The 21694-nt window shown below is 65.9% G+C and carries 19 protein-coding genes and 2 tRNA genes; 4 read left to right on the plus strand and 17 right to left on the minus strand.

All coding sequences use genetic code 11. The features are described 5' to 3' along the window. Nucleotides 1–223: 223 nt before the first annotated feature. Nucleotides 224–1000, plus strand: a complete 777-nt coding sequence (locus tag VVS03_RS08845; protein WP_368520341.1) for a hypothetical protein — start codon at nucleotides 224–226, stop codon at nucleotides 998–1000. A gap of 111 nt (nucleotides 1001–1111) precedes the next feature. Here VVS03_RS08845 and ndk read toward each other — a convergent pair whose 3' ends face one another. The 6 genes from ndk to VVS03_RS08875 all read right to left on the minus strand — a co-directional run bounded on the left by ndk (nucleotide 1112) and on the right by VVS03_RS08875 (nucleotide 7776). Next, on the minus strand, nucleotides 1112–1522 hold the full coding sequence (gene ndk / locus VVS03_RS08850) for a nucleoside-diphosphate kinase (protein WP_368520342.1): 411 nt from the start codon (nucleotides 1520–1522) through the stop codon (nucleotides 1112–1114). 81 nt (nucleotides 1523–1603) lie between these two features. After that, a complete protein-coding gene (locus VVS03_RS08855) occupies nucleotides 1604–1936 on the minus strand; it encodes a hypothetical protein (protein ID WP_368520343.1) in 333 nt (110 codons plus the stop codon). 10 nt (nucleotides 1937–1946) lie between these two features. Then, nucleotides 1947–2384: a DUF4233 domain-containing protein gene (locus VVS03_RS08860; RefSeq protein ID WP_368520344.1), complete on the minus strand. Its 438-nt coding sequence runs from the start codon at nucleotides 2382–2384 to the stop codon at nucleotides 1947–1949. After that, nucleotides 2381–3886, minus strand: a complete 1506-nt coding sequence (gene folC / locus VVS03_RS08865) for a bifunctional tetrahydrofolate synthase/dihydrofolate synthase (protein ID WP_368520425.1) — start codon at nucleotides 3884–3886, stop codon at nucleotides 2381–2383. Before folC ends, VVS03_RS08860 begins: the two co-directional genes overlap by 4 nt. 62 nt (nucleotides 3887–3948) lie before the next feature. Then, a complete protein-coding gene (locus VVS03_RS08870) occupies nucleotides 3949–6681 on the minus strand; it encodes a valine--tRNA ligase (RefSeq protein ID WP_368520345.1) in 2733 nt (910 codons plus the stop codon). A 75-nt stretch (nucleotides 6682–6756) separates the two neighbouring features. Then, complete coding sequence (locus VVS03_RS08875) at nucleotides 6757–7776, minus strand: malate dehydrogenase (protein ID WP_368520346.1); 1020 nt, start codon at nucleotides 7774–7776, stop codon at nucleotides 6757–6759. Nucleotides 7777–8028: 252 nt separating this feature from the next. Here VVS03_RS08875 and VVS03_RS08880 point away from each other — a divergent pair, with 252 nt between their 5' ends. Further along, nucleotides 8029–8745: a TetR family transcriptional regulator gene (locus VVS03_RS08880; protein WP_368534345.1), complete on the plus strand. Its 717-nt coding sequence runs from the start codon at nucleotides 8029–8031 to the stop codon at nucleotides 8743–8745. 119 nt (nucleotides 8746–8864) lie between these two features. On the opposite strand, the gene clpX is transcribed toward VVS03_RS08880, so the two are convergent. The 9 genes from clpX to VVS03_RS08925 all read right to left on the minus strand — a co-directional run bounded on the left by clpX (nucleotide 8865) and on the right by VVS03_RS08925 (nucleotide 16815). Beyond that, nucleotides 8865–10166, minus strand: coding sequence for an ATP-dependent Clp protease ATP-binding subunit ClpX (clpX, locus tag VVS03_RS08885; protein WP_368520348.1), 1302 nt, complete (start codon nucleotides 10164–10166; stop codon nucleotides 8865–8867). A 79-nt stretch (nucleotides 10167–10245) separates the two neighbouring features. After that, the gene (locus VVS03_RS08890) at nucleotides 10246–11766 is read right to left on the minus strand and encodes a peptide MFS transporter (protein ID WP_409338395.1); all 1521 of its coding nucleotides are present in this window, start codon (nucleotides 11764–11766) and stop codon (nucleotides 10246–10248) included. A gap of 271 nt (nucleotides 11767–12037) precedes the next feature. Further along, nucleotides 12038–12661, minus strand: a complete 624-nt coding sequence (locus VVS03_RS08895) for an ATP-dependent Clp protease proteolytic subunit (RefSeq protein WP_368520350.1) — start codon at nucleotides 12659–12661, stop codon at nucleotides 12038–12040. Nucleotides 12662–12705: 44 nt separating this feature from the next. After that, nucleotides 12706–13305: an ATP-dependent Clp protease proteolytic subunit gene (locus VVS03_RS08900; protein ID WP_070769070.1), complete on the minus strand. Its 600-nt coding sequence runs from the start codon at nucleotides 13303–13305 to the stop codon at nucleotides 12706–12708. Nucleotides 13306–13487: 182 nt separating this feature from the next. Further along, the gene (gene tig / locus VVS03_RS08905) at nucleotides 13488–14843 is read right to left on the minus strand and encodes a trigger factor (protein ID WP_368520351.1); all 1356 of its coding nucleotides are present in this window, start codon (nucleotides 14841–14843) and stop codon (nucleotides 13488–13490) included. A 105-nt stretch (nucleotides 14844–14948) separates the two neighbouring features. Then, nucleotides 14949–15022 (minus strand) — tRNA-Pro (locus VVS03_RS08910). 143 nt (nucleotides 15023–15165) lie between these two features. Next, complete coding sequence (locus VVS03_RS08915) at nucleotides 15166–15999, minus strand: aldo/keto reductase (protein WP_368520352.1); 834 nt, start codon at nucleotides 15997–15999, stop codon at nucleotides 15166–15168. Nucleotides 16000–16027: 28 nt separating this feature from the next. Then, entirely contained in the window at nucleotides 16028–16633 is a 606-nt protein-coding gene (locus tag VVS03_RS08920) for a CadD family cadmium resistance transporter (protein WP_368520353.1), read from the minus strand. 107 nt (nucleotides 16634–16740) lie between these two features. Beyond that, a tRNA-Gly gene (locus tag VVS03_RS08925) sits at nucleotides 16741–16815 on the minus strand. A 215-nt stretch (nucleotides 16816–17030) separates the two neighbouring features. Between VVS03_RS08925 and VVS03_RS08930 the strand changes: the two genes are divergently transcribed. Next, nucleotides 17031–17834 carry a DUF1542 domain-containing protein gene (locus tag VVS03_RS08930; RefSeq protein ID WP_368521404.1) on the plus strand — a complete coding sequence of 268 codons (804 nt, stop codon included), beginning with the start codon at nucleotides 17031–17033 and terminating at the stop codon, nucleotides 17832–17834. 91 nt (nucleotides 17835–17925) lie between these two features. Here VVS03_RS08930 and VVS03_RS08935 read toward each other — a convergent pair whose 3' ends face one another. Together VVS03_RS08935 and VVS03_RS08940 are read right to left on the minus strand one after the other, a co-directional pair. Further along, complete coding sequence (locus VVS03_RS08935; protein ID WP_368520355.1) at nucleotides 17926–18399, minus strand: ribose-5-phosphate isomerase; 474 nt, start codon at nucleotides 18397–18399, stop codon at nucleotides 17926–17928. Between the two features lie 22 nt (nucleotides 18400–18421). Beyond that, a complete protein-coding gene (locus VVS03_RS08940) occupies nucleotides 18422–19039 on the minus strand; it encodes a disulfide bond formation protein DsbA (RefSeq protein ID WP_368520356.1) in 618 nt (205 codons plus the stop codon). 124 nt (nucleotides 19040–19163) lie between these two features. On the opposite strand from VVS03_RS08940, the gene pepN reads away from it, so the two are divergent. Continuing rightward, on the plus strand, nucleotides 19164–21671 hold the full coding sequence (gene pepN, locus VVS03_RS08945; RefSeq protein WP_368534347.1) for an aminopeptidase N: 2508 nt from the start codon (nucleotides 19164–19166) through the stop codon (nucleotides 21669–21671). Nucleotides 21672–21694 lie beyond the last annotated feature (23 nt).

The raw sequence follows: 21694 nt of genomic DNA on the forward strand, positions 1-21694 counted from the left end.
CGCCGCGGGGCCGCGCAAGTCATCCAAGCTGCAGGCAAGCACACCGCGGGGCTGTCTACCCTCTCAGCGCCGAAAGTTTAAGTGTTAAAGATTGAGTATTTAGTTATGCACAACTGCAAGCCTGTCTTAAAGGCTCTGGCTCCTATTGTGGCACACTTGGGCGCCCGCTTCTTGGCGCACCTGCCCGGACGCGCGGAATTTCGCCCTGTGTTAGCTTAAGACCATGTCCGACGGCAAACTCGTGCCCACCTCACCGGCAGCAGCGATCCGGCACTTCCGCCGCCGCAACGAGTTCAACCCGCGCGAGCTGCTTGCCTTCACCACCACGGCGAGCTTCGGCGTGGGCTTTTTCTTCCTGGACCATGCGGCCTTCTCCGTCCTGGGCGCGCTGCTGTTGATTGCGGCGGTGGCCTGCGGGGTCAAAATCGCACGTCACTTCCCGAAGGCCGTGGCCGTGCCGCAGACGGAATTCCGCGACGGCGACTACCCCGCCGTCGCCTACTTCGCCCCGTTCATCCCCATCGTCGCGCCCCTGCTGGTCCTGCCGGTGCAGGCGCTGGGCTGGGATTTTTCGGTGCCGCCGGCGGTTGCCACGCTGTCCACGGCGGCGTTTTACAGCGTGGGGCTGTTTCTTTCCGGCACCGTGCTCTTCCGGCGCTCCTTCAGCATCGGCCGCCGGCGCATCCAGCGGATGGACTTCGAGCTGACCGAGCTGACCACCACCACGCAGCGCTTGGCCGAGGAGAATACTGATATCCTCGCCGCGCTTATCGCCATCGGCGCCGTCGACGGCAACGAGGTGAGCTTGAAGGGGCTGCAATGGATTCTGGACCCCGCGATGAGCGCAGACGAGGAGGCGCTGCGCGAGCGCCTGCAGGAGCTAGACAGCGTCAAGCTGATTAAACTCCGCGCGCCCACCTGGCAGGGACAATCCGCCCGTTGGGACATGAGTATTACTCCCCTGGGCGTGCACGCACTGACCGAGTCGCAGCGGCGCTAAATCCAGGCCCCGCAGTGTGGCCGCGTAGTGGTGCTTTGAATGCACGAAACCCCCGCGCGGCGGCCGGAATTCCGGGGCACCGCGGGCGGGGGGCAGTAAAGAGGTTGCGTCTTAGAGGTTCGGGAACCAGATGGCGATCTCGCGCTCAGCGGACTCCGGGGAGTCGGAGCCGTGAACGACGTTCTCACCGACGGTCAGGGCGAAGTCACCGCGGATGGTGCCCGGGGTGGCCTTCTCGACCGGGTGGGTGCCGCCGGCCAGCTGACGCCAGGCAGCGATGGCGCTTTCGCCCTCGACGATGCCTGCGACCAGCGGAGCGGAAGTGATGAAGTCCACGAGCTCGCCGAAGAACGGCTTGTCCTTGTGCTCAGCGTAGTGCTTTTCTGCGGTTTCGCGGTCTGCGGTGCGCAGATCCATCTCCACCAGCTTGAGACCCTTGCGCTCAATGCGGGAGATGATTTCGCCTACGTGGCCGTTCTTGACGCCGTCCGGCTTGATGAGAATAAGAGTACGTTCAGTCATACGGGCCATCGTACCGAATACCGCGCGATCCTTCGCACTGGAGCCGCCAAAAATCGGCCGCGACCGCGGAACGCGGTCGCGCTAGCGGCCGGTGGTCAGCTGGCTGACCATGGCTTCGGCCTCGTCGTGGCCGACGTGCCGGTACCACAGCCGGACCTGCTTGACCGCGGTGCCGTACTTGCCGGCGGAGACGAGCTCACGGATTTCTTCCTCGCGCTCCGGGGAGAAATCCGCCTGACGCAGCGGCCGGTCCTTGCCCGGGCGGTCCTGATCCCCGCGGAACAGGGCCAGCGCCAGGAAGGCGGCCGCCACGATAAGGCCCACCACGATGACCGCGCCCGGCCAGTTAAAAGCGCGCGCCAGGATGACCACCACGCAGGCCAGCGCGGCCAGCAGCGAATACACGTAGCGCACGGCGGCCTCCCTAACCCTTCTGATCCAGGTGCTGGGTGGTCAGCAGGCCGCGCTCCATGCGCGCGATGAGGTTAGAGCGCAGGTAGGCCGCCAGCAGCCAGACCAGGCCGAAGACCACCATGATGGCCACGATCGACCAGTGGATAAACAGGCCGGCGATGATGCCGAGCACCTGCACGGCCAGGATGACATTCAGCGACCACCGGCGGCTGGCGAAGACCAGCATGACCAGGTGGAAGACCATCAGCGCCACGACGATGGCGATGTTGACCCCGGTCCACAGCTCACCGCTGTAGAGCATGCGCAGCATCGGCAGCGCCAGCACCAGGGTGAGCGCCTCCAGCGTCAGGGTGCTGGAGATGACCATCCCGTTAAAGCCCTTAATCGGGTCCTTGACGGGCTTGTGCCCCATGCCCAGGGGCCCGACGTCCTTGGGTTGCTCCGTCATGCCGGCTCCTTTCCAAACATCGCGCGTGCCTCACCGGCGGTGACCACCGATCCGGTGATGACAATACCGGAACCGGACTGGATTTCCGCATCCTCGGCCAGCTCGACGGCCTGGGCGTAAGCCGACTGCAGGTCGGGCTCGACGTAGACGCGTTCCTCGCCGAAGATGTCCCGGGCCAGCTCGGCCAGCTCGCAGGCGTCCAGCGCCCGCGGGGAGCTGTTCTGGCTGATGACTACCTCGGTCAGCACGTCCTCCAGCGCGGTGAGGATCCCGGCGGCGTCCTTGTCGCCCAGGATGGCGACCACGCCGACTAGGCGGGCGAAGTCGAAATCGCGGCCCAGGGCCTGGGCCAGGGCGCGGGCGCCGTGCGGGTTGTGCGCGGCGTCGATGAACGTGGTCGGCGACTGCCGCATGCGCTCCAGACGGCCCGGCGAAATGGTCTGGGCAAAGCCGTTGCGCACGCTCGCCGCATCCAGCGGGTGCCCGGCCGAGGCCCCGAAGAAGGCCTCCACGGCCGCCAGGGCGACCGCGGCGTTGCGGGCCTGGTGCTCGCCGGCCAGGGGCACGAAGACGTCCTCGTAAAGGCCGCCCAAGCCCTGGATGCGCAGCTGCTGGCCACCTACGGCGATGGTGGATTCCAGCGCGGCGAACTCGCTGCCGGCGCGCGCCACGCCCGCGTCCACGGCCACGGCTTGCTGCAGCAGGACCTCCATGGCTTCCGGCTCCTGTTCCGCCAGGATGGCGATGTTCTCGGCCGGGGTGATGGGGTCGTCGGCGTCCGGGCGGGCCTTGATGATGCCGGCCTTCTCACCGGCGATTTCGGCGAGGGTATCGCCCAGGTAATCGGTGTGGTCCATGCCCACCGGGCAGACGACCGCGACCTCGGAGTTGACCACGTTGGTCGCGTCCCAGCGCCCGCCCATGCCGACCTCGATGACAGCGACGTCGACCGGGGCATCGGCGAAGGCGGCATAGGCGATGGCCACCAGAACCTCGAACTTGGACATGGCCGGGCCGCCGGCGGCCAGCGACTCGGCGTCGACCATCTCCACGTAAGGCCGGATTTCGCGCCAGATGCGCACGTAGTCGCGCGGGTGGATGGGCTTGCCGTCGATGCCGATGCGTTCGGTCACCCGCTGCAGGTGCGGGCTGGTGAACAGGCCGACCCGACGGTGGAAGGCCCGCAGCAGCGAATCGATCATCCGCGAGGTCGAGGACTTGCCATTGGTGCCGGCCACGTGGATGGCCTGGAAGGCCCGCTCCGGGTGGCCGAGCAGGTCCATGAGCTTCTCGATGCGCTCGAGCGAGGGCTCGATCTTCGTCTCCGGCCAGCGGGCGTTGAGCTCTTCTTCGACCTCGGCAAGCTCGCGCAGTTCCTCGGCGCTCACGGTCTCCGGCGCGGGCGCGGAATAATCCTCCGCCCCGCCCAGGTTGAGCGTGAGCCCCGACTCGGTGATTTCCACCGGGGAGCCATCGGTGCCCTCCTTGAGGGCGTCGACGATCTCGTATTCGGTCTCTTGGTCCTTCTCGCGGCCGTTCTCGCCGTGTCCGGTACGGTCAGTCACTACTTGAGCGCCTCCAGACGCGCGCTGATGCGGTCGACTTCCTCCTGCGCCACGGTCTGGCGGGTGCGGATCTTTTCCACGACCTCTTCCGGCGCCTTGGACAGGAAGTTCTCATTGCCGAGCTTCTTGGTGGTCTGTTCCAGTTCCTTGTTGGCCTTGGCTAGGTCCTTTTCCAGGCGCTTGCGCTCGGCCGCGACGTCGACGGCCCCGGAGGTGTCCAGGGTGATTTCGACGGTGGCCTGCGACAGGCGGACCTCGATGGAGGCGGACTCGGTAAAGTCCTCGCCCGGCTCGGTGGTCTTGGCCAGGTTGCGCACCAGGTCCTCCTGGCCGGCCAGGTCCGCAGCAGCGAAGTCCAGGCGGCCCGGCACCTTCTGGGAAGGCTTAACCCCCTGGTCGGAGCGGAAGCGGCGCAGCTCGGTGATGAGCTTTTCCGCGTCCTGGATGCGGCGGGCGGCGATCTCGTCGGTCTCGGCGCCGCCGTTGGTGTCCGCGGCGGTCGGCCAGTCGGCCACAACCAGGGATTCGCCGCCGGTCAGGGCCTTCCACAGGACCTCGGTGACGAAAGGCATGGTCGGGTGCAGCAGGCGCAGCACGACGTCGAGCACGCGGCCCAGCACGATTTGGGTGGTGCGGGCGCGCTGCTTTTCGGCCTCGTCGGCCGGTTCGCGCGCGATCTGGGTCTTGGCGATCTCGACGTACCAGTCGCACAGCTCGTCCCAGGCGAAGTGGTAGAGCAGCTCGTTGGCCTTTGCGAACTGGAAGTCGTCCAGGTAGGCGTCGACGCGGGCGCGGACCTGCTCGGCGCGGTCCAGGATCCAGCGGTCGGCATCGGTCAGCGCCTCGCGCTCCGGCAGCTCCGCCACGCCGGCGCCGTTGAGCAGGGCGAACTTGGTGGCGTTGAAGAGCTTGGTGGCGAAGTTACGCGCCGAGGCCGCCGCGTCCGGGCCCAGCGGCAGGTCGACGCCCGGGTTGGCGCCGCGGCCCAGGGCGAAGCGCAGCGCGTCCGCGCCGTAGTCGCGGACCCAGTCCATCGGGTCGATGCCGTTGCCCAGGGACTTGGACATCTTGCGGCCCTGCTCGTCGCGCACCAGGCCGTGCAGGTAGAGATCCGCGAAGGGCACCTGCGGGCGCCCGTCGCTGCCCTGCCCCAGCAGTTCCGGGGTCTGGGTGGCGGCGAAGGTGCCGAACATCATCATGCGGGCGACCCAGAAGAACAGGATGTCGTAGGCGGTGACCAGCACGTTGGTCGGGTAGAACTTCTCCAGGTCCGGGGTCTTTTCCGGCCAGCCCAGGGTGGAAAACGGCCACAGCGCGGAGCTGAACCAGGTATCCAGGACGTCCGGGTCCTGCTCGTAGCCGGCCGGGGCCTTTTCGTCCGGGCCCACGCAGACCACGTCGCGGTTGCCGTCGGCGTCCTCCGGCCCGTACCAGATCGGGATCCGGTGGCCCCACCACAGCTGGCGGGAGATGCACCAGTCGTGCATGTCGTCGACCCAGTCGAAGTAGCGCGGCTCGAGCGAGGCCGGGTGGATGGTGGTATCCCCCTGGCGGACCGCCTCGCTGGAGTACTTGGCCATCTCCTTGACGTTGACGAACCACTGCTTGGACAGGCGCGGCTCGATGGCCTCGCCGGAGCGCTCCGAGTGTCCCACCGAGTGGACGTAGGGGCGGATTTCCTTGACGATTCGCCCCTGCTCGGCCAGCGCCTCGCGGATGGCGACGCGGGCATCCTCGCGGGTCATGCCGTCGAACTGGGTGCCGGTATCCGCGATGTGGCCGGTCTTGTCCATGATGATGGGCATGTCCAGGCCGTGGCGCTGGCCCATGGCGTAGTCGTTCGGGTCGTGCGCCGGGGTGATCTTGACCGCGCCGGTACCGAATTCCATGTCGACGTAGTCGTCGGCGAAGATCTTCAGGCTCAGGTCATCGCGGAACGGGTGCGGGAATTCCTTGCCCACCAGGTCGGCGTAGCGCTCGTCGTCCGGGTGGACGGCGATGGCGACGTCACCCAGCATGGTCTCCACACGGGTGGTGGCCACGACCAGGTGCGGCTCGTTGTCGTCCAGCGAGCCGTAGCGGATGGAGACCAGCTCGCCCTCGACGTCGTCGTAGACGACCTCCATGTCGGACACGGCGGTCTCCAGCACCGGCGACCAGTTGACCAGGCGGTAGTCCTGGTAGATCAGGCCGGCGTCGTAGAGCATCTTGAAGATGGTCTGCACGGCCTTGGACAGGCCGTCGTCCAGGGTGAAGCGTTCGCGGGACCAGTCCACGGAGTCGCCGATGGCGCGCATCTGGGACTGGATGGTGCCGCCGTATTTTTCCTTCCACTCCCAGACCTTGCCGATGAACTCGTCGCGGTCGTAGTCCCAGCGGGTCTTGCCCTCGGACTCCTTGAGGGCGGCCTCGACCTTGGTCTGCGTGGCAATACCGGCGTGGTCCGCGCCCGGCAGCCACAGCGTCGCATACCCCTGCATGCGCTTGCGGCGGATGATGGAGTCAATGAGCGTGTGGTCCAGCGCGTGGCCCATGTGCAGCTGGCCGGTCACGTTCGGCGGCGGCAGCACGATGGAATAGGCGGGCTTGTCGGAGTGGGCGTCCGGGGTGAAATACCCCGCGTCGACCCAGCCCTCGTACAGGGCGGTCTCCTGTTCTTGCGGCTCCCAGGACTTGGGCAGCGCGTCCGCGCGGTTGGTACCTACTAGTTCCTCATTTTTACGCTCAGTCACGCCGACCAATTCTACCCTGTCGGTCAAACCCCTTTGGGCCCCACCCAGTCGAGACCCCGGGTTTTTCTGACGGGCCTAGCCCAGCAGGTGGGCGACGGCTTCCTTTTCCTCCCGCAGCTGCGCCACGGAGGCGTCGATGCGGGCGCGCTGGACATCGTTAAGCTCCAGGCCCTGCACGATTTCCCAGCGGCCGTCCCGGCTGACCGTCGGGAAGCCCGCCACCAGGCCGGCGTCCACGCCGTAGGAGCCATCCGAGACAATCGCCGCGGTGCGCCAGTCGCCGTTCGGGGTGCCGAAGAGCCAGTCGTGCATGTGGTCCACGGCCGCCGAGGCCGCCGAGGCCGCTGAAGAAGACCCGCGCACCTCGATGATTTCGGAGCCGCGCCCGGCCACGGTCGGGATGAAGGTCTCCTCGTACCAGGACTGCTCGACCGCCTCGGCGAGCGGGCGGGAATCCGCCGTGGCGAAGGTGATGTCTGGGAACTGGGTATCCGAGTGGTTGCCCCAGACGGCCAGCTTCTCAATCGCGTCCGGGCGCACGCCCACCCGCTGGGCCAGGAGCCCAGCCGCGCGGTTGTGATCGAGGCGCATCAGGGCGCTGAACTGGGAGTCGTCCAGGTCGGGCGCGTGGTGGGCGGCGATAAGCGCGTTGGTGTTGGCGGGGTTGCCCACTACCAGCACGCGCACGTCGCGGGCGGCCACCCGGTTCAGGGACGCGCCCTGGCGGGAGAAGATCTCCGCGTTGGCCGAAATCAGGTCGGCGCGCTGCATACCCTTGGAGCGCGGCTGCGCGCCGACCAGGAAGGCGGCGTTCGCGTCGGCGAAGGCGGTGTCCTCGTCAGCGGTGATCTCCACGCCGGCCAGCAGCGGGAAGGCGGAGTCCTGCAGCTCCATGGCCACGCCTTCTGCGGCGCGCACCGCGGAGTCGAGCTCCAGCAGGCGCAGACGAACAGGCTGGTCCTTGCCAAAGACCTCGCCGGCCGCGATCCGCCACAGCAGCGAGTAGGCGATAGCCCCGGCGGCGCCGGTGACCGTGACATTGACGGGTTCTGAAACGTTGTGCTTCGGTGCAGCCTGTGCTGTTAGCTTCGACATAGTGTGTGCCATCCTTCCCAGAAAAACACCTCGAGTTTTTGCTGAACTCCCTAGTCTAGACGCAGAAACGATAACGCGACAGGTTCTGGTTGATTGCCCTCAAATTGAGGTAGCAGAAGTACACCTTTCGCTCGTCTGTGCTGGCGTTTTACCTCCCCCGGGGGCAATTCGCAGACGGGTTCGCGAATTTGCGGCACGATAGGGAATGAACCAATCCGTCTAAGCGATTCTTAAAAAGAGGGGCATGTTGCTATGGGTAACTCCGATTCTCCCACCGCCGTCACGGGAGCCGAGTCTGCCCAGCGCGCCGTCGACGTCGCGCTCGAGCAGTTTTCCCAGTTCGGTTTCACCGAAACCAAGATGGAGACCATCGCCAACCTCTCCGGCCTGTCCAAGCGCATGCTGCACTACCACTTCGGCGACAAGCGCGGGCTCTACCAGCGCGCCCTCGAGGCCGCGGTAGAACGGCTCAATCCCCCGATTGAGGATCTCGAGGTCGACTCCGCGGTCCCGGTCGAGGGCGTGCGCAAGCTTGTCGATGCCCTCTTTTCCTGCCACATCGCCCATCCGGAGGCCGTGCGCATGCTGGCGATGGAGACCACCCAGCAGGTCTTCGGCGTGGTCGGCCGGCAGCCGGTCAACGACGTCAGCGGCGTGGCCCTGCACCTGGACAAGCTCCTGCTCCACGGGCAGGACTCCGGCGCCTTCCGGCCGGGGATCTCGGCGGACGATATCTTCACCCTGATCTCTTCGCTGACCATGTACCGGGTGACCAACCACAACATGATCGACAACTTGTTGGGGATCGACATGCAGTCCGAGGCCAACACCGCCGGTCTGCACCGCATGGTGGTCGACGCGGTACTCGCGTTTTTGACCGCCAACATCCCCGACAGCGGCGAGGCCTCCTACCTCACCGCCCGCGAGGCCGTCGATACCGCCGACAACAACAGCGACATCTACGGCTAGCCCTCCCCCGCCGTACAAACGCAAAGCCGGCCCGCGCTTCCTTTTTCGAAAACGCGGGCCGGCTAATTTTCTGCCTCCAGCTATATAGACGTCTATACAGTGTTGCTGGGGTCAGGGGCTTAGGCCGACTGCTCCTCGGCGTCGGCGTAGATGAACTCCGGGCCGTCCTCGCCGCGGACGACGTCTGCAGTAATGCGTACCCCGGTGATGTCCTCGCGGTCCGGGATGTCGTACATGATGGGCACCAGCAGCTCCTCCATGATGGCACGCAGGCCGCGGGCGCCGGTCTTGCGCTCCAGCGCCAGGTTGGCGATCTCCTCGAGCGCGCCGGTATCAAACTCCAGCTCCGCGCCGTCCATGACGAACAGGGCCTGGTACTGCTTAACCAGGGAGTTGCGCGGCTCGGTGAGCACCCGGATGAGCGATTCCTGATCCAGGTTGTCCACCGTCGCCACGACGGGCAGGCGGCCGATGAACTCCGGGATGAGGCCGAACTTGACCAGGTCCTCGGGGCGGACCTCTTCGAAGAGGTCGACGCGCTCCTGCTCCGACTGGGTCTCCAGCTTGGCGCCGAAGCCCAGGCCCTTCTTGCCCACGCGCTCGGAGATGACCTTCTCCAGCCCGGCGAAGGCGCCGGCCACGATGAACAGGATATTGGAGGTGTCCAGCTGGATAAATTCCTGGTTGGGGTGCTTGCGCCCGCCCTGCGGCGGGATGGCTGCGACGGTGCCCTCCAGGATCTTCAGCAGGGCCTGCTGCACGCCCTCGCCCGAGACGTCCCGGGTGATAGACGGGTTGTCCGACTTGCGGGAGATCTTGTCGATCTCGTCGACGTAGATGATGCCGCGCTGGGCCTTTTCCACGTCGAAATCCGCCGCCTGGAGCAGCTTCAGCAGGATGTTTTCCACGTCCTCGCCCACGTAGCCGGCCTCGGTCAGGGAGGTCGCGTCCGCGATGGCAAACGGCACGTCCAGCATGCGCGCCAGGGTCTGGGCGAGGTAGGTCTTGCCGGAGCCGGTCGGGCCCAGCATCAGGATGTTGGACTTGGCGATTTCGACCGTGTCTTCCGGTTCCTTCTTGGCCCGCTTCCCGCCGCGCGCGGCGGCAGCTTCCTCCGCCTTGATGCGCTTGTAGTGGTTGTAGACCGCCACGGACAGCACCCGCTTGGCCTGATCCTGGCCAATGACGTAGTTATCCAAGAAGGCCGAGATTTCCGAGGGCCGGGGCAGCCGAACTTCTTCCTTTTCGGCCTGCTCGGCCTGGGCGGCGCCCAGCTCTTCCTCGATAATTTCGTTGCACAGCTCAATGCACTCATCGCAGATGTACACACCGCCGCCGGCGATGAGTTTCTTAACCTGCTTCTGGCTCTTGCCGCAGAAGGAACACTTGAGCAGATCCGCGCTTTCTTGCATACGTGCCATTAAACCCTCTCAACACATAGGGCACAATTTCCTTTATCCCAGCAACCGTACCACGCCCACCCGACGCAGCCGGCGCGCCTTAGCGGAAGGTAGCGAACTTGCTAACGACCCACTTGGCGAGCGCCAACAAAACCACGCCCAGCGCGATGGAAACGATGCCCAGAGTGATAAAGAAGGTGTTTTCCGCGCCGGCGTTGTCCGGGTTGTAGAAGCCGGCCAGCGTGCCCGCCAGGGAGGTGCCCATGGCCACGGCCATCATCCACACCGCCATCATGCGCGACGGGAAGGCCTCCGGGGCGACCTTGGTCGCCAGGGAGTTGCCCACCGGCGACAGGAGCAGCTCGCCCATGGTGAACAGGAAGAGGATCCAGATGATGGCGAACATCGGGGTGGAGTTCGGTCCGCCGCCGCTGAACGGCAGGAAGAAGAACAGCGAGACGCCGATGATGACGTTGGCGATACCGAACTTGGTCGGCGTCGACCACTGGCGGTCGCCCAGCTTGGTCCAGATGAAGGCGAAGACGCTGGAGAAGATAACGATAAAGATGGGGTTGATGAGCTGGACCATCGACGGCGGGATCTCGATGCCGAAGATGTGGCGGTCCAGGCGCATATCGGAGTAGATGGTCAGCACGGTGAACTGCTGCTGGAAGATGCCGAAGAAGAGCACGCCGGAGACGAACATCGGGATGAAGCCGAGCAGGCGGCCGCGCTCCTGCGGGGTGGTCAGACGGGAGCGGTACATCTGCAGCCACAGCGTGACCGCGGCGAGGAAGGCCACGACCGTGACGATGTTGGACAGCCACTCCAGCTTGACCACGCCGGAGGCGATAAGCCACACGCACACAACGACGATGACGGCGAGGAGGGCCAGGGCCACCAGCAGCTGCTGCCGCGAGACGGGGTTCGGGACCTCGTGGCCGGCCTCCTTGATGGTGCTGCCGCGCATGAGGGTGTACTGGACCAGGCCGAAGAACATACCGACGGCGGCGATGCCGAAGCCCCAGTGGAAGCCCTGCCAGCCCCACAGCAGCGTGGTGATCAGCGGCCCGAAGAGCGCGCCGATGTTGACGCCCATATAAAAGATGGAGAACCCGCCATCGCGGCGGGGATCATCGCGCGAGTAGAGCGCGCCCAGCACGACCTGCGCGGTGGTCTTCACGCCGCCGGAACCGACGGCGATAAGCACCAGGCCGATGGCTAGGCCCGTCACCGCGGGGATGAAGGCCAGCGCCAGGTGGCCCAGCATGACCATGATGGCCGAGTAGTACAGGGTGCGCTCCGCGCCGAGGACGCGGTCGGCCACGAGGGAGGCGAGCAGGCAGGCCATGTAGACCAAGCCGCCGTAGGCGCCGACGATGGAGGTCGCCGCCGCCTTGGGGATCTCCAGACCGCCCTCGGACACGGAGTAGTACATGTACAGCAGGACCAGCGCCTGCATGCCGTAGAAGCTGAAACGCTCCCACATCTCCACGCCGAAGAGGTTGGCCAACCCCCACGGGTGGCCGAAGAACTGCCGTTCCTTTTCTGATGGTTGTCCAACCGCCGAGGCGTCGCCGGACGCACCTGACACTGAGTGAGCGTTTGTGATTCGTGACATAGAAATATATAGCCACCTTCCACGCCACAACGCAATTAATGTGAGATCCTCCACCCCCATTTTCCGGTAGCCTACCTCGCCCTTCCCACCCGGTGGGACGGGCCGCTGCAGCCAGCGGCGCCGGGGCTGAGCAGGCAACTTCGCGGATCATTAATAGTTTTCGCTTGGGTAGTAACCGTCCCGGCACGGGGGCAGCCGCTGCCCCACTACCCCATGCGAAAGGCCCGCCGCCGGATGCTATTCCGGAGACGGGCCTGAACTACCCCTAAATTTAGGAGTTCAGCTTGCGGTACTCAAAGACCTGGTCGATGATGCCGTATTCCTTCGCTTCCTGAGCGGTCAGGATCTTGTCGCGGTCGGTGTCGATGCGCACCTGCTCAGCCGTGCGGCCGGTGTGCTCGGCGAGCGTGTTTTCCATCAGCTTGCGCATGCGCTCGATCTCGGCGGCCTGGATCTCTAGGTCGGAGACCTGGCCCTGGGTGCCCTGGGTGGCGGGCTGGTGGATCAGCACGCGGGCGTTCGGCAGTGCGGCGCGCTTGCCCGGTGCGCCGGCGGCCAGCAGGACCGCGGCGGCGGAGGCCGCCTGGCCCAGGCAGACGGTCTGCACGTCGGGGCGCACGTAGCGCATGGTGTCGTAAATAGCCATCAGCGCGGTGAAAGAACCGCCCGGCGAGTTGATGTACATGGTGATGTCGCGGTCCGGGTCCTGGGCCTCCAGGACCAGCAGCTGCGCCATGACATCGTTAGCGGAGGTGTCATCGACCTGGGTGCCCAGGAAGATGATGCGCTCCTCGAAGAGCTTCGAGTACGGGTTGGTCTCCTTGGTCCCCTGCGCGGACTGCTCGATGAACGACGGCAGCACGTAGCGGGAAGAAGGCATCTGCGATTGCGTCATATTAAAAATTCTCCTTGCTTCTGAGCTTTAGTGGTGGGTGCTACCTAGTTGCTGATGGGGCCGTTGACCGTCTCGATGACGTGGTCGACGATGCCGTAGTCCTTCGCCTGCGCGGCGGTGAACCAGCGGTCGCGGTCCGAGTCCTTCGTAATCTGCTCGAAGGTCTGGCCGGTGTGCTCAGCGATCAGCTCGGCCATCTCGCGCTTGGTGGCGGCGAACTGCTCGGCCTGGATGGCGATGTCCGCGGCGGTGCCGCCCACGCCGGCGGAGGGCTGGTGCATCATGATGCGGGCGTGCGGCAGGGCGAAGCGCTTGCCCTTGGTGCCGCCGGAGAGCAGGAACTGGCCCATGGAGGCGGCCAGGCCCATGCCGTAGGTGGCGACGTCGCACGGCGAGTACTTCATGGTGTCGTAAATGGCCATGCCGGCGGTCACCGAGCCACCCGGGGAGTTAATGTAGAGCGAAATATCGCGCGTCGGGTCCTCCGCAGACAGCAGGAGGATCTGGGCGCAGAGCTTATTGGCAATCTCGTCATCGACCTGGGTGCCCAGGAAGATGATGCGCTCGCGCAGCAGGCGCTCGTAGACGCTGTCGCCCAGGTTCATGCCCGGTGCCGGTGAGGTCATCTGAATACTGTCAGACATAGAATTCATAATCTCCTTGGTGACGGATCTTTGTCTTAATACGACCCACGATACTGCCTTTCCCGCCTCCCGTGGGACGTGTTCGCTGTCAGCGTTGCAGCCGCCGCAGACAGACGAAAAGCCCAGCCGAAGCTGGGCTAGGCGGTCCCACCGCGCCCGCTAGGGGCGGTGGGCCAAGGCCTTTACTCGGAGTCGGTTGCCTCGTCCTCGTCTTCGTCGATCTCGCCGAAGTACTGGTCGACGTCGACCTTGTTGCCGTCCTCGTCCTTGACGTCAACGCGGCAGATGGCGGCGGCCAGGGCCTTGCCACGGCGGACGTCGGCGAACAGGTTGCCGATCTGGCCGTTGGACTGCAGCTGCTGGACGAACTGGTTCGGGTCCATGCCGTAGGACTGCGCGGTGAACAGGATGTGGTCGGTCAGCTCCTGCTGGGAGACCTCCGGCTGCTCCTGCTCGGCGACGGTGTCCAGGAACAGCTGGGTGCGCACGGACTCCTCGGCGGACTTGCGGGCGTCAGCGTCGAATTCCTCGCGGGTGGTGCCCTGCGCCTCGAGCAGCTGTGCCAGCGCCTTCTCGTCGTGAGCCAGCTGGCCCAGGACCTGGTGCAGCTGGGCGTGCGCCTGCTCTTCCACGATGGACTCCGGCAGCTCGAAGGAGACCTTGTCCAGGGCGGCCTTCAGGACCTCGTCGCGGATGTTGCCGGCCTGCTGGGCCTTCTTCTGCTCCTCGACCTGGGATTTGGTGGCCTCACGCAGCTCGTCGATGGTGTCGAACTCGCTGGCCAGCTGGGCGAACTCGTCGTCCAGGGCCGGCAGCTTGCGCTCCTTGGTCTGCTGGACGTGGACCTTGATGGTGGCCTCTTCGCCCTTGTGCTCGCCGGACTCCAGCTTGGCGGTGAACTCGGCGTCCTCGTCGGTCTTCAGGCCGCGCAGGGCGGTGTCCAGACCCTTGATGAGGTCGTCGTCGCCGATACGGTAGTTCAGACCCTCGGTGGAAGCCTCGTCGATCTTCTTGCCGTCGACCTCAGCGGTCAGGTCGATGACGGCGATGTCGCCGGTCTTCATCTTGCGCTTGGTGTCCTTGAGCTCACCGAAGCGCTCCTGCAGGTTCTCCAGCTCCTTGTCCACGTCGGCGTCCTCGACGGTAAGGGCCGGGACGGTGACGGACAGCTCGGAGAAATCCGGAACCTCGATCTCCGGGCGGACGTCGACCTCGGCGGTGAACTCCACGAAGTCCTTGTCTTCGATCTTGGAGATATCCACGTCCGGCTGGCCGATGACCTTCAGGTCGTTTTCGGTGACGGCCTGCTCGTAGCGGGACGGCAGCATGTCGTTGACGACCTGCTCTAGGATCGGGCCGCGGCCGAAGCGGGCATCGATAAGCTGGCGCGGCGCCTTGCCCTTACGGAAGCCCGGGATGGCAACCTGCTGGGCGATTGCGGCGTAGGCCTGATCAATCTCTTTATCCAGCTCTGCGAACGGGACGTTGACGGTGAGCTTAACGCGGGTGTCGCTCAGCTTGTCGACGGTAGTCTTCACGAGTAACTCTCCTGGCTCTCAATTGGTAGAAGGATTTCTGGTACAGAGTATAAACAAGGGGCCCGGCAGCACCTCGCATGAGGGTGGCTGACAGGCCCCTATACGTCGGGGCGACAGGATTTGAACCTGCGACCCCCTGCTCCCAAAGCAGGTGCGCTACCAAGCTGCGCCACGCCCCGTATAGCTTGCCCTGCCAGCGCGGAAGCCCCCGCGCCGGCGTTGCTCGCCTTAGCTTACCGATGCCGCCACGCAATGCCCAACTTCGGGTCCCGGTTGGCCGGGTTTCCGCAGGCTCCGGGTGCGCGACGGCGCCGTCTAGCCGCTATTTCGCGTCCATTTCTGCCGGGTGCGCGCCGCCCCGGCCCTCCTCGCCGCGGTCCAGCGAGGTAATCCCGGCCATCTCGTCCTCGCTGAGCTCGAAGCCGAGGACATCGAAGTTTTCGCGGATGCGCTCCGGGGTGGCGGTCTTCGGGAAGACGATCGTCCCGTTCTGCAGGTGCCAGCGGATAATCACCTGGGCCGGGCTGACGCCGTGGGCCTCGGCCGGATCGGTGATTTCCGGCTGCTCGAAGATATCGGTCTTGCCCTGGCCCAGCGGGCCCCAGGCCTCGACCTTGATGCCGTGGGCCCGGGCGGCGTCGATGTCCTTCCACTGCTGGAAGTACGGGTGCAGCTCGATCTGGTTGACGGCCGGGGTGACGTCCGTGTTCATCTCCAGCTGGTCGAGGTGCTCCGGCAAGAAGTTGGACACGCCGATGGACTTGGCCTTGCCCGCCTGGCGCAGCTCAATCAGCTGCTTCCAGGCCTCGACGTAGTTGCCGTCGGCCGGGACCGGCCAGTGGATCAGGTAGAGATCGACGTAATCGAGCCCCAGCTTGCCCAGGGAGGTATCCAACGCCTCCTCGGCGTTGAGCTGGCTGTCGTTCCACAGCTTGGTGGTGATAAACAGCTCGTCTCGCGGGATGCCGGAGGCGGCAATCGCCCGGCCCACGCCCTCTTCGTTGCCGTAGATGGCGGCGGTGTCGATGTGCCGGATGCCCTGGCGCAGTGCCTCGGCCACCAGCTCCTCGGTCTGGTCCGGGTCCACCTGGAAGACGCCGTAGCCCAGCTGCGGGATGCGGTTGCCGTCGTTGAGCTCAATCATTGGTACGTTCATGCGCCCCACTGTACTGAAACCGCGCTTTTTAAGACGTCAGCGCGCCCCAGAGGACGTCGACGGTCCCGTTCTCGATGAGCAGGTAGACGCCCAGCCCGATGAAGACCACGGGCACGATGACTTTCTCATATTTCTCCACCGTCTCCCCGATGGCCGGGACGGCGGCCAGCCGCTGGGCCAGCTGGCACAGCAGGAAGATCCCCAGCGCGAAGACGGCCAGGATGACGAGGATCTGCGCCCCGCTGGTCCGGCTGAAGTAGGGCACGTAGACGCCCAGGTTGTCCCCGCCCAGCGCCAGGGTCAGCGCGGTGAAGGCGGCCAGCTTCGATCCGCTACCGCGGACCTTGTCCGCGATCTCCTCCTCGTCGACGTCCTCGTCCACCAGCAGCACCCGGATGCCGAGCACGATGGGGATAAGCCCCAGCAGGCCGATGATCCAGTCGTGCGGGATGAGGTTCATCAACGACGCCGCGACCAGGCTGGCCGCCACCAGGATCCCGGTGCCCAAGTACTGCCCGCCGTAGATGGCCCGGCCGTGGCGGGCACCCTGCGTGGCGAACAGGATGGTCAGCACGACGAGGTAATCTATCGAGGTCGAGATAAACACCAAGACCGCGGTCACGATAGTCTCCACCGCACTCCCCTTCCCAGCACAGCGGGCTCGGCTTCGGGCCCGCACATCAAAAACGCCGGAGACCAGGCTACTGGATTTTTCCAGTGCGGTCTTCTCCGGCGTTGGCGTGGAGGGAATGACGGGAATCGAACCCGCGTCTTCAGCTTGGAAGGCTGAGGTATTAGCCACTATACGACATTCCCACTGCCCCGTTTAAAGGCGTGGGAACAATAATAGCGCATGGTTTGGGCCGCGCCCAAAACCGCCCGGGCGGCTCCGGAAGCTTAACGGGAGGGAACTTTTCGGGATAGGCTGGCGTTTAACCTAGTAAGTACCCAGAGAAGTACCCCGCGCCGGGGCCTCGGCCCGCCGGGTGCGGGAGACAACCCTCGATTATCGGGAAGTGAACTTTTAAGACATGGATTTGCTCATCCTTCTTATCGTGGTCGGCGGCGGCGTGGCCTGGTGGGCCAGCAGCAACAACAAGAAAAAGGCCGAGCAGCGCCAGCAGCAGCAATTAGAAGACGCCCAGGCTGAGGCGCGGCGCTGGATTGAGCGCCTGGGCGGCCAGGTGATGAGCCTGTCCGGCACCGACAAGGCCTCCCAGCAGGCGATGGCGGATGCTTCGGAGCGTTTCACCGCGGCCAATTCCGCCATCTCCCGGGCGAATACCACCAAGCAGGCGCAGCTGGCCCGCGAGTCCGCGCTGGAGGGCCTGCACTACGTCAACGCGGCGCGCGAAATCATGGGCATGGATCCGGGCCCGGAGCTGCCGCCGCTGGAGGGCCAGCGCAAGGCCGGCAAGGTCACCGAGCGCCGCACGGTCGACGCCGGCGGTCAGGAGATCACCGCCTCCCCGTACGCGTCCGACGAGACCCCGAACTACTACCCCGGCGGCACCGTGGCCGGCCGCCCGGTCCCGGCCGGCTGGTACTCCCGCCCGTGGTGGGCCGACGCCATGGCTACCGGCGTGTGGATGATGGGCTATTCCATGATGTTTAACGCCATGTTCGCCGGTATGGCCGGCGTCGGCTACTCCGGCGAGGAGGCCGCAGCGGGCGACTTCAGCGACGGCGGCGACATGGGGGATGCCGGCGATATGGGCGACGGCGACGACATGGGGGATGCTGGCGATATGGGCGGCGACGGCGGTGGCCTGTTCGACGGCGGCATCTTCGACGGCGGCCTGCTCGGCGGCGACGGCTTCGACTTCGACTTCTAAGCCGGAGCGTCCGCTCAAAGGCGCCGGGGAGAAAGAACCACTGAAGTTCTTCTCCCCGGCGCCTTTTGTCTGGCTGGGTGACTCTAGTTGCCTAGTCCTCCGGGACCTCCGGGGCGATGCCGGTGCGCTCGTAGTCGGCCAGGATGTCGATCCGGCGCTGGTGGCGCTCCGCGCCCGACCATTCCTGATCCAAGAAGGCGTCCACGATGGCCAGGGCCTGCTCCGGGGTGTGCATGCGGCCGCCGATGCCGATGAGCTGGGCGTTGTTGTGCTCACGGGCCAGGCGCGCGGTCTCTTCCGACCACGCCAGGGCGCAGCGCGCGCCCTCGACCTTGTTGGCCGCGATCTGCTCGCCGTTGCCGGAGCCGCCCAGCACGATCCCCGAAGAACCCGGATCGTTGACCGTGCGCTGGGCCGCCTCGATGCAAAACGCCGGGTAGTCATCCTCCGGGTCGAAGGTGTGGGCGCCGCAGTCGATGACCTCGTGGCCGGCGTCGGACAAGTGCTGTGCAATCAGGTTTTTGGTCTCAAAACCTGCGTGATCTGCTCCTAGGTATACGCGCATAATCTTTATCCTACCGCCGGGCCTACTCGGCCGCCGGCATCTCGGTGCGGGTGCGCTTGAGTTCGAAGAAATAGGGGAACTCGGCGAGCTTCACGGCGGCATCGAAAAGCTCGCCGGCCTCCTCCCCGCGCGGGATGCGGGTGATGACCGGGCCGAAGAAGGCGGTCTCGCCCAGCTTGACCACCGGGGTGCCGACGTCCTCGCCGACCGAGTCGATGCCCTCCTGGTGGAAGCGCTTCAGCTCCGCGTCGGCGTCGGTGGTGTTGGCTACCTCGGCGTAAGCCGCGTCCAGGCCGGCCTGGTCCAGGGCCTGGGCGATGATCTCGTCGTAAGCGCCGTAGCCCTTCTTGCCGGCGTTGCCGTCGACGTGGACCAGCGTGCCCATCGCGGTGTAGAGCTCGTCGACCTTGGCCGGCTCCTGGGTGGCCACGCGGGCGAAGACGCGGGCCGGACCCCAGTTGGCTTCCATGGCCTCCATGTAGGCCGGGTCCAGGTCGCGGCCCTCGTTGAGCACGGACAGGGACATCGGCACGAAGGTGACCTCGATGTCACGGACCTTCTCGGCCTCCTTGATCCACCGCGAGGTGGCCCAAGCGAACGGGCACGAGACGTCGAACCAGAACTTCACCTGCTGAGTCATGATCGTTTTTCTCCTAATTTCTAGAGGCTGTTGTAGTGGTTATGGGGATTCCGCGCGCCCCAGCCTAGGCGACGGCTAGGCTGGACCGTAGCCTAAAATTCACCACCTAGGAGGTAAAACAGCTATGACCTCGACAAACCTGACTCGCGACGAGGCCCAGCATCGCTCGCAGATGCTGCGAGTCAACCATTACGACGTCGCTTTGGACCTGACGCAGTCGGACACGCACTTCATCTCCACCACCCGCGTGGACTTTTCGTGCCTGCGCCCGGGCAGCACCTTCCTCGATCTGCGCGCCGAGGAAATCCTGGACGTGCGGCTGAGCGGGGCTCCCCTGCCGACCGCCGCCTACGAGCCGGAGTACGGCATCCCGCTGTCCGGCCTGCAGGTCGCCGATTACACCGTCGAGGTCACCGCGCGCATCCCCTATTCCCGCACCGGCGAGGGCCTGCACCGCTTCGTCGACCCAGCCGACGACCAGCCCTACCTGTACACCCAGTTCGAGACCGCCGACGCCAAGCGGGTCTTCGCCTGCTTCGATCAGCCCGACCTGAAGGCGACCTACGACCTATCCTTCGCCGTGCCGGAGGGCTGGCGGGTTATCACCAACGGGCCGGCCACCCAGCGCGGCAACACTTTTAGCTGCCACCTGGACTACCCACTGTCGACCTACCTCATCGCCGTATGCGCTGGTCCGTACGTCGAATTCACCGACACCTGGCGCGGGCAGCTTACCGCCCACCCGGAGGGCCAGCCCGCCCAGGACCTCGAGGTCCCGCTCGGCCTGTACTGCCGCCAGTCCCTGGCCGAGCACCTGGACCACGAGCGCCTGTTCACCGAGACCAAGCAGGGCTTCGACTTCTACCACCGCAACTTCGGCTTCGCCTACCCCTACGGCAAGTACGACCAGGTCTTCGTGCCGGAGTTCAACGCCGGCGCCATGGAAAACGCCGGCTGCGTGACCATCCGCGACGAGTACGTCTTCGCCTCCCAGGCCACCCACTACATGTACGAGCGCCGCGCGGACACCATCCTCCACGAGCTGGCCCACATGTGGTTCGGCGACCTGGTGACCATGCAGTGGTGGAACGACCTGTGGCTCAACGAATCCTTTGCCACCTGGTCCGCGGCCATCTCCCAGGCGGAGCAGACCCAGTACGACACGGCCTGGGTGACCTTCGCCAACGTGGAAAAGGCCTGGGCCTACCAGCAGGACCAGCTGCCCACCACGCACCCCATCTCCACGGACGCCTCGGACATCGAGACCGTCGAGCAGAACTTCGACGGGATTACCTACGCCAAGGGCGCCAGCGTGCTTAAGCAGCTGCAGGCCTACGTCGGCCGGGAGAACTTCTTCGCTGGGGTGCGCCGCCACTTCTCGGCGCACGCCTGGGGCAACGCCACCTTCGACGATCTCCTGCGCCACCTGACCGAGGCCTCCGGCCGCGATCTTTCCTTCTGGGCCCAGCAGTGGCTCAAGACCACCGGCGTGAACTCGCTCAAGGCCCGCTTTAACGTCGCCGACGGCGCCTACACCGACTTCGCCGTCGAGCAGACCGGGGATACCCTGCGCACCCACCGCGTGGCCGTGGGGCTCTACCGGCTGGACGGCGAGAAGGTCACCCGCTACCAGCGCGTCGAGCTGGACATCGACGGCGCCAGCACCGACGTCGCCGAACTGGTCGGCGCCCCGGCCGCGGATCTGGTCCTGGTCAACGACGACGATCTGACCTACGCCCTGCAGGATCTGGACCCGGCCTCCCGCGACTTCGTGGTGGACCACATCGACAAGACCGCCGATCCGATGGCGCGCACGCTGTGCTGGTCCGCCGCCTGGGAGATGACCCGCGCGGGCAGCATGCGCGCCCGCGACTTCATCGCCCTGGTCGCCCGCGGCGCGGCCGCCGAGACCGAGCTGTCGGTCCTCGAGCGCATCCTCACCCAGGCCGTGCAGGCCCAGCTGCGCTACGCCGATCCCGCCTGGGCCCAGGACTCGTCCCTGCTGGCCGATGCCCTGGTCGCCGGCGCCCGCAGCGACGATGAGCAGCGCCGCCTGGTCTTCGCCAAGGCCCTGGGCACCCTGCCGCTGACCGAGGCCTCCCGCGACTACTTCCGCGAGGTTACCGAAACGTCCGAGGACAACGGCATGCGCTGGCGTGCCCTGGCCGCCCTGGTCGCCGACGGCGCCGGGGAGGACGCGGGCCAGCTCATCGATGCCGAGCTCGAGCGCGACAACTCCGCCACCGGCTACCAGGCCTCCCTCAAGGCCCGCGCCGCCGTCAACACCCCGGAGAACAAGCAGGCGGTCTGGCGCGAGCTCGTCGACGGCCAGCTGGGCAACCGCGACACCGGCTCGAAGCTGGCCGGCCTGGTCTTCCCCGGAGCGGAGGACAACCTGCCCAGCGAGGACTACTTCGAGGTGGCGGAGAAGATCTGGGACGGCCAGTCCCACGAAATCGCCCTGGCGACGGTCACCGGCCTCTTCCCGTCCTGGGACGTCAGCCAGGACACCGTGGATCGCGCCGAGGAATTCCTGCGCCGCGATCTGCCCACCGGGCTGCGCCGCGTGGTCACCGAACAGCGTGACCGCACCGCCCGCGCCGTGCGCAACCGGGCGGTGGACGCCAGCTAACAGTATGGGCGTTACGCTGGGAT

Source organism: Corynebacterium sp. LK2537 (genome assembly GCF_040946485.1).
GTDB lineage: Bacteria > Actinomycetota > Actinomycetes > Mycobacteriales > Mycobacteriaceae > Corynebacterium.